Here is a 7,538-nt window from a genome sequence, read left to right as displayed (position 1 = left end):
GTTGCCGCTACGCAGCCCCGAGTGGTCAAGAAAGTCGTCGTACAAGTCGCCCCAGTACACCATGCCGGGGACCCGACCCGTCAACCCACGCTTCGCTCTGCGGGGTTGACAGCCCACCCTCGACCTGGTGACAGGGGAGCGACTCTACCGACTCTCAGAAAGGCAGCAACATGACCGAAACAGCCTCTCCCGCACGCTTTGTCGCGATACCACGCACCGAAGAACACGGCGGGCACGAGGGCGAGTGCTTCACCCATTACGTCCAAGACAACCGCGGCCGCTACTCCCTCCGCGGACCGATGGTCCAGTCGGACGCGGAATGGCTTGCGAACAAGATGAATACACAGTTGGGCTAACCAACAGGCAAGGCCCGCACCGGATTCGGTGCGGCCGCACTGCTGTACTCCTACGCCGGGGGGACGCTCCGGCATCTTCAATCATGATCAGCTCCGTCCCGACCGACGACGACTACAACCCAAAGACCGAGCGCATCACTCGTCGTCAGCGTCCTCATAGACGAGGACTTCAAAGTCTTCGTCGTCCGAGTTACGCCACTCACAGGACGTCCACGCCGCCGGATTCGCTTCTGCCACTATCTGCTTTATGGCTTGCTCCACCGACCTTTGCCAATCCTCGATCGACCTTCCCTTATAGCGCTTCAGGTATACGTCGTAATCAAGATCGGCAGTCAAGCCGTACTGCTTTTTGGCTTCCTCCACCGACTTTTGCCAAACCTCGATCGACCCTCCCGGATAGCGATCCAGGAATACGTCGTAGTCGAGATCGGCAGTCCAGCCGGACATCCTCCACTGATCCTCGCCCTCGGGGTCGAGCTGTCCGTAATTCGGCTCCAGCCCCTCTCGCTCCATCAGCGCACGGACTGCGGGCAGTACCAAATTGACCTGCTGCATAGTGAGCGGAGCCCGAAGTTGGAAGGTGAAACGAAACAATTTCTGCACGAGTCGGAACTCTAGAGCAACAGTTCCTCAGGAAGCTTGCGTCCCTTGACGTTCAGCGGTCTGCCGCGTCGTCACACGCGCCAACATCTGCTCCATCTGCGGCCACCCCAACGGTAACGACACGCCTTGCATTCTGAGGCGGGTATTCCACTCCGGAGCGAATGCATCCCACAGGACTCGGACAGCGGGGGCCAAGACATCGCGCTCGATCGCAACGACAGTCTCTCTGTCCCAAAGCGATTCCCCGTCAACAGAATCCGGCTCGCCAAACACCGAGGTCAACCTGTCAGCTGCGTAACCGAGTGCAATCAAATCCGAGGCACTGAAATGTTCTCTGCTCACAAAACCCCCACTTCCCGACAACCATCGACGACCACACCATCCTGCCGCACCAGGCCCCATAACCGCAGGAGACGAATTTCCCTGAGGATGTCGGACCCACGAACTATCCTTGCAATCGCGACGAGCACCAGGTCGCCACACTGACCAGACCGAAGCGGAGGCCGACGTCGCACACCAAAAGCGGCTCTGCCCAGCGGGCTTCTCGGGCGATTGCTCGTGGTGGTGCGATCGCGAACGGGCTAGTGGGTCGTTCGATGTCGATGAGTTGTTCGCGTAGTTCGCGGCGTTGTCTCGAAGAAAATCCGGTGCCGACGTTTCCGATATAGACGAGCGATCCGGAGTCGTCGTGGGCGCCGAGGATCAGCGATCCGATTCCGCCGGCGGCATTGCCGGATCCGGGGACGAATCCGCAGATGATTCCTTCGGTGTTTGCTCGGAGCGGTGTTTTCAGCCAGCTCGGGGACCGTTTTCCGGGCTGGTAGGTCGAGGTGATGCTTTTGGCGACGATGCCTTCGAGGTGGTGTGTGCGGGCGACCTCGAGCATGGTCGGTCCGTCCACGTTGAGCCAGTGGGGTGGGACTTTGATGCGCGGGTTCTCAAGGCTGAGGTTGGCGAGCGCTTCGCGGCGTTCGAGGTAGGGCAGATCGGTCGTCGATGTTCCGTCGATGTCGAGGACATCGAAGACGTAGTAGGTGGTCAGGGCGTCGTTGCGGAGTTGGGCGGTGGGTTTGAGGACGTGCATCCGGCGCTGCAACCGGGAGAAGGACGGGACACCGTCGGGTCCGAGCGCGACGATCTCACCGTCGAGGACGGTTTCGCGGTGGCCTAGCACGTCGCTGAGTGCGTCGACGATCTCGGGAAACGAGGCGCTGAAGTTGTTGCCGTTGCGCGACCACAGTGCCGGCGGTTTGGTGCCGGTGGTGGCGATGGCCTGACTCCATCCCATTTCGACTCGAAGGCCCAGCGCTCCCCCGTGGGTGGCTGCCCGAGTGTGGCGAGCATCGGCGGCACTGGTTTTCCCGTGGCGGCGCTCATGCCTTCTACTGTGCGCGGGTTCGTACTGGTTCGGGCGGTTTTCGGAGGTTGAGACAATAGCGAGATGACCGAGAATGCAGAACCCGATGAGGTCCGAGGGTGGAGTCCAGCCCCGGACGAGGGCCAGGCCGGCACGGTGATGACGAAGGATGGTCAGTGGGCCTACCGGTACAAGGACGGCGCCGATTTGATCATCATGAAGATGCCCGAGCGCGACGCTCCGGAGTAGATCCCGAACGTTGCGCGGTCTCGGCCACTCGGGGCTATCACTCACAGCCACGGAGCTACCCACGAAAGAGCACCAGGTCGCCACAGTTGACCGATCTGCAACGGTTTATTGCAGGTCAGGACGTCGAGTACCGCGAGTATACCGGCGGTGGACTCAGGCACCCAGCATTCAAAGGTATGCGCATCGACAAGACCGCTACCGACGTCGACCTCCCGGACGCCACTGACCACCGGAAACGGTAGGCAACCGCCACCACATCAGATGCATCAATCTTGCATCCGATGCAACCTGCCTCCCTGACCCCGGACACGACGAAGCCGCCGGCACCGAAAGGTGTCCAGCGGCTTCACAGGGTCGGTGCCCGTCTTGCGCCTCTCGGCAAGTGGCCGCTCGAAGCGGCATTTCTGGGGTGGTACCCGGGGCAAAGAACCGAACACCGACAGCCTCTACAACGAACACTCGCGCAGAGTTATTCCACGCTGCCGACCAGCGTATTGCTCATTTTCTGGTGACGATCGAGCGCAAAACGAAGTGGAACACGAGGGCGGTACCGGCAGCGACCGCGACACCGGCCACCACCTCGCCCAGAAGAAGCCCGACAGTGACACCGAGGACTGTGGCGGCCGTGACCGCCAACGCGACATCAGCAGATGCCGGACGAGGACCGTTAATCGCAGAACCCCCTTCGAAGGTGACACACCTACCCGCAGAGATAGTCTCACGCCGCAAGAACGGGAGTTGTACGCGTTGAACGTTCGAAGAAGAAGGCTCCCCACTGGGATTCGGTGGGGAGCCTTCTTCTCAACCGACCGCACGATCGGGGATGAACTACTTGCGCGAATGCCCATTCTGAGACCTGTTCAGGAGGTGCATGCCTCCACCGACCACCACGAAAGCCACTGCACCTACGCCCAAGACCTCGGCGAACAGCGACCATGAGGACGATTGAAGACCGGCGGTGACAGAGCACACCACCAGAATTATCAGGCCGGCAGTCAAGCCACGGGTTTCGTTCTGGCTCATTCGCATGTGTAATCCTTTAGAGGCACTTGATGTTCGGGCCGGGGTTCAGGAATCCTCCGAAGTGAACTTCCATCTCGTTCGGGCAGATCCCGTATGAAGCAACGTACGACGCCGCCGCAACGAGTGCACCCCCGACACCTCCGCAAGCCACGATATTGATGCCGGGCAAGCCGCAGATGATGATTCCCATTGACGTGGCACTGCCGGCCGCGAGAGCAGTCTGGTCAGCGCGGTTTAGGTAGATGTACACACCGTTCCCCACACCGACATGTAGACGTGGGGCGATCTGACCGGGATCGAGCGGTGCGGGCTCGGTGGTCTCGATGACCACACGAGGTGACCCTGCCTGCGTGACGTCGTACTCCTTGGTCAGGACGCCGCCATCGGTGCTCACGGTCGGAACATAGCCCTGGCCTTCGAGTGACTGTTGCAGCGCTGCTACCGATTCGGGGGTGGGCTCGGGAAGGACGTCCACCGGAACCGGCTCCACCGGCGCGGATGGTTCTGCCATCGCCGTGGCCCCGGACATTCCGATCAGCGAGAGCGCCATCGCGGCTCCCACAATGACAGCTTTCAATTTCATGACTCGTCCTTCCGCAAAGGAATCACCATGCCATGCGCATTCCGGAAGGCAGACAGGCTCCGTTAATCGCCTGTGTGCCAAAGTAATTCGCAGTAATTCCGCATTGTGCTGGTGATGCATCGATTGGTTGTGGGTCGACCCGGGCCGAGTCAAACATCTTTACTTTTGCTTTGCAACCGGTCCCGATTCGGACATCTCACCAAAGTGCAGGTAGTTGATCCAGGAAAACCGAACGGTTCGAAAAAGTTCCTACTTTCGGAGGGGTTTGACGAGCGAGTTATGTCGTCGTCCCTCATGTATCGAATGCTGGAGCAGTCAATAGGAATAGAACATGTGTTCGAGTAGAGTGACGGACGGGAGTAGCGCGAGGGAAGAGGTACGGCATGACTGAACTGGCCGACCAGGTCCCGCCAGCGACGGCCGCTCTCAGCAAGGCGGAGAAGCTCGAACAGCTCCGACGCAAAATGGCGTCGATCCCCGCACGATCCGACGGCACCGAACCAGCCACTCCATCCGTCGTGCTCCGCCCGGTCGACGAGCGTGAGCCGATTCCAATCGTGGCCACGGCGCAATCGACTCTCCGGATGCTCCCGGTGCCGGGGCCGATCGGTGATCTGCTCCCGCGCGGGGGACTGGCACGAGGAACCGTCGTCAGCGTCGACGGCGCAGCATCAGTCCTGATCGGACTACTCGCCACCGTCACCGCTGGTGGAGGACACGTCGCCGTGATCGGAATGCCTGGCCTCGGACTTCTCGCCTTCCACGAGCAAGGCGGAGATCTAGCAAAGGTCGCCCTCGTGCCCCAGCCAAAGGATGCCGGAATCGACTGCGCCGCAATTTTGCTGGAGGGTTTCGACGTCGTTGTGCTGGGCCTCGCCGGAGGTACTGTGACGCCCTCACGGGGGCGAGCGGTCGCTGCACGTGCGAGGAGTAAAGGATCGCTGCTCATAGTCGCTGAGGGGCAATGGGACGGTCCGGATCTGCGGATCTCGTCCCGTGTCTCCGGGTATTCAGGATTATCAGCAGGGAGAGGGCGAGTGACCGGCGTTCAGCTCGCCGTCGCGGCCGCAGGCAAAGGATTCCAACAACGCACCGGGCGCATGGAGATCCGCGACGACACCGGACAACTCCGCTGGGCCGCCGTCGACGACACCACCCTCGCATCGACGCCGCCATTGAGGGCAGCACAGTGATCAACACCGACCATTGGACCGAACGCTGGCCCGATCACCCCGTGATCAGGACATTCGACCCACCGAGAGCAGTGAAAGTCGACATCGGCCGTGCCCTTCCGCTCGGCCGCGGAGGAGCATCACGCGCCGATCATGTGAGCATGCGGGTGAAGACATCCGCGCTCTACATGTCCGGATACCTCGACGGTATTTTGAAATTTTGGGCGAGGATGCACGATGGTCAATGGTTGGCCGGGGTAACCGTGCGAGTCACCGATGCCGGCGGAACCAACGTCGTTGAGATCGACTTGCTGGTGACCGCCGACGCGATCACCGAAGCTGTAGATCAGGTTTGAATCGGTTGGCCCTCTCCGGCTGGCTGTGGATGCTCAATATCGGATTTCGACCACCTGTTTCCGGCCGCGTCAGTGAATATGAGGTCCGCTCGAACTGCCCACGCCTCAGGCGCAAAATAGAGAACTGTCGAGTTCTCGCCGGCAGGAAGAGATATCGGAAAAGAATCAGGCATTCTCGCAACGTGTTGCAGCGCAACAGAAATTGCCTTGCTCAAAGCGGCATTTTCGACCATTGCGCTATTGAGTGATCCGAGCCTCTTTCGAAGCTCTGCGCGAGGGCGCTCGTTGAATGCTCGCACCAAAGCAGGGTGGCCCTTTGCTGGGACGCATTCGTCCTCGGTTCGGATCCCGGCGTCCCCAACGGGATATACCTGTACGTCCAGCTCAGTGATTGGGGTGGCGCTGCCGTTGTGGATTGTGACGTTCCAGAATCCCGGCCCAAGCGGGTTCGAGGTGGCGGAGGGTACAACCCTTCGTGCTTCATCGAACTCAAAAGTGCGCTCAGGCGGCCCGATCACGGGTACCAGAGCAGGGGGCCGTGGGGTACCGAAGAGCACTATGTCGCCAGCTGCATCAACACTTCGGCGGTGAGGTTCCGGTCGACCCTGCGCTTTCAAACGTCTGCGCGTTGCGCCGTATAGCTCCTCGAGGGTTTGGCCGGGTGACTGGCGGGCTGCGGCAAGGAGTGCCCCTGTAAACGCAGTGTTCGGCTCTCCCCGCGGCGCAAAGGACGGTTGATTGGCAGCAGAGGAGGCAAGCGTGTAGGTGCCTTCGACATCAAGTAAAGCGGGCTGGAGTCCGGTGTCACCACTCATGGACTCGAAGGCTCGACCTGAAAAACAGCAGTCCAGGACCAGTATTCGTACCGCTGCCTGGCTGTCCTGGAGAGCTTCGCGTACTAGTTCGAATGACAACGCTGTCCAGGGCAGCTGACTAGGGTTCGTTCCAGGTAGCCCCAGATACAACCGCCCGCGGCTGTTAACGAGACCGTGGCCGCTGTAGTACACCAACAAGACGTCCTCGGCTTCGCGGCCGGCTGCTTCGAGAACGCGACCAATCTCGCGGGGCCCTTTCGGATTCTCGACGAGTTGGCAGTGTTCAACAGCGAAGGTGCCCAGATCCGGTTCCGTCAGCAGGTGCTGCACATCCGTGAGGTTGGCAGAAACCGAGTTGAGGGATGACAAGGTCTCGGAGCTAGCAGTGGGTTCTTCATCCGCCCCGTATTGGCTGACACCGATCAGGACCGCACGAGACCGGTCAAGGTCCGGCCGGCGGCTCATGCTGTCGTGTCCAGGGAGTCGATCATCGTTTGCATATTGGAGAAAATCTTGTCCTGCTTCACGCGTTTACCCTCAACCGAAATCTCGGCGCCGGTGGGAAGCGTGACTTTGAGGTTGACATCTGAGTTCCGGTTAGCGAACCAAGCTTTGAGGGAAGCGACGAGGGCGGTGCCGATGCCCCCAGAGCCAACGGCCACCAACAAGACATCGGCGAGGCCACCCATTTGTCCGTCTTGTGCGGGCGGTGCCTGAAGCTGGATCCGCCCGCGCAATGCGTTGTCGTGTCGAAACCACTCCATCAGTTGAATCAAGTCAGTGGGATTGCCGCTGATTTGGATAGGGGCTTCCCCACTCTGATTGGTCATGCACGTATCTTGCCGCATTCGCCGGAGATGGCACTGAGCCGCCAAACTGCATCCGCCTGCCCGGCGGCCTGGCCACCTTCGGTGTCCCCCGAAGAGAACTCCGCTTCGCTCCGTCTGGAAAAGCGTTTTATTTGTTTCTCCTTCTGGCCTTCCGATTTTGACCGGCGGTGACCTGCGCGCAACCGCTGACTCCG

11 protein-coding genes are annotated in these 7,538 nt (G+C 60.6%); 4 read left to right on the top strand and 7 right to left on the bottom strand.

Annotated elements, in window-relative coordinates:
* The first annotated feature begins 170 nt into the window (after positions 1-170).
* Entirely contained in the window at positions 171-356 is a 186-nt protein-coding gene (locus QMA15_RS32285; protein ID WP_290289166.1) for a hypothetical protein, read from the top strand.
* Positions 357-491: 135 nt separating this feature from the next.
* On the opposite strand, the gene QMA15_RS32280 is transcribed toward QMA15_RS32285, so the two are convergent.
* Both QMA15_RS32280 and QMA15_RS32275 read right to left on the bottom strand, forming a co-directional pair.
* On the bottom strand, positions 492-959 hold the full coding sequence (locus QMA15_RS32280; RefSeq protein WP_290289165.1) for a hypothetical protein: 468 nt from the start codon (positions 957-959) through the stop codon (positions 492-494).
* 445 nt (positions 960-1,404) lie between these two features.
* Positions 1,405-2,247 carry an RNA ligase family protein gene (locus tag QMA15_RS32275; RefSeq protein ID WP_290289162.1) on the bottom strand — a complete coding sequence of 281 codons (843 nt, stop codon included), beginning with the start codon at positions 2,245-2,247 and terminating at the stop codon, positions 1,405-1,407.
* Positions 2,248-2,400: 153 nt separating this feature from the next.
* Between QMA15_RS32275 and QMA15_RS32270 the strand changes: the two genes are divergently transcribed.
* Positions 2,401-2,565: a hypothetical protein gene (locus QMA15_RS32270; protein ID WP_290289160.1), complete on the top strand. Its 165-nt coding sequence runs from the start codon at positions 2,401-2,403 to the stop codon at positions 2,563-2,565.
* 828 nt (positions 2,566-3,393) lie between these two features.
* On the opposite strand, the gene QMA15_RS32265 is transcribed toward QMA15_RS32270, so the two are convergent.
* Both QMA15_RS32265 and QMA15_RS32260 read right to left on the bottom strand, forming a co-directional pair.
* Positions 3,394-3,588, bottom strand: a complete 195-nt coding sequence (locus QMA15_RS32265) for a hypothetical protein (RefSeq protein WP_290289158.1) — start codon at positions 3,586-3,588, stop codon at positions 3,394-3,396.
* Between the two features lie 16 nt (positions 3,589-3,604).
* Complete coding sequence (locus QMA15_RS32260) at positions 3,605-4,171, bottom strand: hypothetical protein (protein WP_290289155.1); 567 nt, start codon at positions 4,169-4,171, stop codon at positions 3,605-3,607.
* Between the two features lie 383 nt (positions 4,172-4,554).
* Between QMA15_RS32260 and QMA15_RS32255 the strand changes: the two genes are divergently transcribed.
* Positions 4,555-5,364, top strand: a complete 810-nt coding sequence (locus QMA15_RS32255) for a hypothetical protein (protein ID WP_290289152.1) — start codon at positions 4,555-4,557, stop codon at positions 5,362-5,364.
* Positions 5,361-5,699, top strand: a complete 339-nt coding sequence (locus tag QMA15_RS32250; protein WP_290289148.1) for a hypothetical protein — start codon at positions 5,361-5,363, stop codon at positions 5,697-5,699. The genes QMA15_RS32255 and QMA15_RS32250 overlap by 4 nt, the downstream gene beginning before the upstream one ends.
* Here the strand turns inward: QMA15_RS32250 and QMA15_RS32945 are convergent.
* The 3 genes from QMA15_RS32945 to QMA15_RS32235 all read right to left on the bottom strand — a co-directional run.
* Positions 5,690-6,979, bottom strand: a complete 1,290-nt coding sequence (locus QMA15_RS32945) for a caspase family protein (protein WP_356703117.1) — start codon at positions 6,977-6,979, stop codon at positions 5,690-5,692. The two genes, QMA15_RS32250 and QMA15_RS32945, sit on opposite strands and share 10 nt — an antisense overlap.
* Positions 6,976-7,344, bottom strand: a complete 369-nt coding sequence (locus tag QMA15_RS32240) for a hypothetical protein (protein ID WP_127160090.1) — start codon at positions 7,342-7,344, stop codon at positions 6,976-6,978. Before QMA15_RS32240 ends, QMA15_RS32945 begins: the two co-directional genes overlap by 4 nt.
* A partial coding sequence (locus QMA15_RS32235) for a hypothetical protein (RefSeq protein WP_290289140.1) occupies positions 7,341-7,538 on the bottom strand: 198 nt, incomplete at its 5' end. The genes QMA15_RS32235 and QMA15_RS32240, both read right to left, overlap by 4 nt.

The sequence above is a fragment of the Rhodococcus sp. APC 3903 genome (assembly GCF_030407755.1).
Lineage (GTDB): Bacteria > Actinomycetota > Actinomycetes > Mycobacteriales > Mycobacteriaceae > Rhodococcus_F > Rhodococcus_F erythropolis.
The sequence above is the reverse complement of the archived record's forward strand: the minus strand, read 5'-3'. Positions and strand labels throughout refer to the sequence as shown.

What these genes read in the sequence shown, in the direction of transcription:
- QMA15_RS32240 (WP_127160090.1), bottom strand. Translation starts at nt 7,344, where the DNA reads ATGACCAATCAGAGTGGGGAAGCCCCTATCCAAATCAGCGGCAATCCC.
- QMA15_RS32275 (WP_290289162.1), bottom strand. Translation starts at nt 2,247, where the DNA reads ATGGGATGGAGTCAGGCCATCGCCACCACCGGCACCAAACCGCCGGCA.
- QMA15_RS32945 (WP_356703117.1), bottom strand. Translation starts at nt 6,979, where the DNA reads ATGAGCCGCCGGCCGGACCTTGACCGGTCTCGTGCGGTCCTGATCGGT.
- QMA15_RS32270 (WP_290289160.1), top strand. Translation starts at nt 2,401, where the DNA reads ATGACCGAGAATGCAGAACCCGATGAGGTCCGAGGGTGGAGTCCAGCC.
- QMA15_RS32265 (WP_290289158.1), bottom strand. Translation starts at nt 3,588, where the DNA reads ATGAGCCAGAACGAAACCCGTGGCTTGACTGCCGGCCTGATAATTCTG.
- QMA15_RS32255 (WP_290289152.1), top strand. Translation starts at nt 4,555, where the DNA reads ATGACTGAACTGGCCGACCAGGTCCCGCCAGCGACGGCCGCTCTCAGC.
- QMA15_RS32285 (WP_290289166.1), top strand. Translation starts at nt 171, where the DNA reads ATGACCGAAACAGCCTCTCCCGCACGCTTTGTCGCGATACCACGCACC.
- QMA15_RS32260 (WP_290289155.1), bottom strand. Translation starts at nt 4,171, where the DNA reads ATGAAATTGAAAGCTGTCATTGTGGGAGCCGCGATGGCGCTCTCGCTG.